The 1,349-nt window shown below is 63.9% G+C and carries 2 protein-coding genes; both read left to right on the forward strand.

The features are described from left to right. Positions 1-93: 93 nt before the first annotated feature. Positions 94-324 carry an FCD domain-containing protein gene (locus NS334_RS09555; protein WP_241491888.1) on the forward strand — a complete coding sequence of 77 codons (231 nt, stop codon included), beginning with the start codon at positions 94-96 and terminating at the stop codon, positions 322-324. Positions 325-494: 170 nt separating this feature from the next. Then, a complete protein-coding gene (locus NS334_RS09560) occupies positions 495-1,319 on the forward strand; it encodes a TonB-dependent receptor plug domain-containing protein (protein WP_206542644.1) in 825 nt (274 codons plus the stop codon). Positions 1,320-1,349 lie beyond the last annotated feature (30 nt).

The raw sequence follows: 1,349 nt of genomic DNA on the forward strand, positions 1-1,349 counted from the left end.
GTGACACACGTATGCTGCAGTGGTGCTGCGTGCTTAGCCTGTGCGTTCCCGGTGGCGCTGCTGCGCGCAGTGTGAGCGCTGATAGTGACGACGATGCTGGAGCGACTCCACGTGCTGGGCGAGCGGTATGTACGCAAGCATCTGGAACCGCTGGGGCGCGACCAGCGCGCGAACGACGAACATGCGCAACTGCTGGAAAGCTGGCTGGCGCGCGACGCGGGCACCGTGCGCGATCGGATGTATGCGCACATCGAGCAGACCGTCCTCGACCTGCGTCGCGAGTTCGAGACGGTCGAGCGTGTGGGCGTCGTCGCAAGCGCCTGATCGAATTTTTTTCGACGTTGTCATCAACGTGCGTGCGTCGTCGGAGCGGCGCACGTTCCAGTCGTGCGCCCGAACGACACTGGCATAAAAAGTTAAGTGTAGATCGTATAACATATTTGATAGTCGATTTAAGGTGTGTATGGTCACCCCGATAACAGAAGGGGGACTTTATGGTTCGGATGAAGGGATTGCTGGCATCGGCGGGGATCACCGCGTTGGTGCTGGGATGCGCGGTGCCGGCGACGGCGCAGGTGACACCGGCGGCGGACGCGCCGGCCGCGGGCGAGGGCGAGGGTGACGCCGATATCACGGTGACCGGCACGCGCCTTGCGCAGCCGGGTGTGATGAGCAACAGCCCGATCACGACCGTCGGTGCGGCCGAAATCCGGCTTCAGGGCGCGACGAACATCGAAAGCGTGCTGAACCGCCTGCCGCAGATCACGCCGGATGCGAACGAGAACGTGTCGAACGGATCGGACGGCACCGCGAAGGTGAACCTACGCAATCTCGGCAGCAACCGTAACCTCGTCCTCGTCAACGGGCAGCGGCTGTTGCCGATCCAGGCGACCGACCTGAACTTCATCCCGTCGTTCATGGTCAAGCGTATCGACGTGGTGACCGGCGGCGCGTCAGCCGTTTACGGTTCGGACGCGGTGTCGGGCGTCATCAACTTCGTGCTGCGCGACGACCTGAACGGCATCAAGACCGACGTCCAATACGGTTTCTCCGCGCACCGTAACGACAATGCCGCCAATCGCGCGCGGGTCGCCGGTGCCGGGTTCAACGTCGCGCCCAGCGCGATATTGGCGTCGAAGCGCTGGCCATCGACCGGCGAGCTGGGCGCGACGTTGAACCCGGCACCGGCGACCCGCGCGCGATTGGCGGCATTGTCGTTACGGTGCGCGGAGAAACCGTATTGGACGTCGGTCTTGATGCCGTTCAGGTCGTCGCGCAGCACGAAGTTGATGACGCCCGACACCGCGTCCGAACCGTAAACGGCTGACGCGCCGCCGGTCACCACGTCG

The sequence above is a fragment of the Sphingomonas endophytica genome (genome assembly GCF_001476895.1).
In the GTDB taxonomy this organism is placed as follows: domain Bacteria; phylum Pseudomonadota; class Alphaproteobacteria; order Sphingomonadales; family Sphingomonadaceae; genus Sphingomonas; species Sphingomonas endophytica_A.

Excerpts from the sequence above, each read along its gene's own strand:
- NS334_RS09555 (WP_241491888.1), top strand. The coding sequence starts at position 94 with ATGCTGGAGCGACTCCACGTGCTGGGCGAGCGGTATGTACGCAAGCAT.
- NS334_RS09560 (WP_206542644.1), top strand. The coding sequence starts at position 495 with ATGGTTCGGATGAAGGGATTGCTGGCATCGGCGGGGATCACCGCGTTG.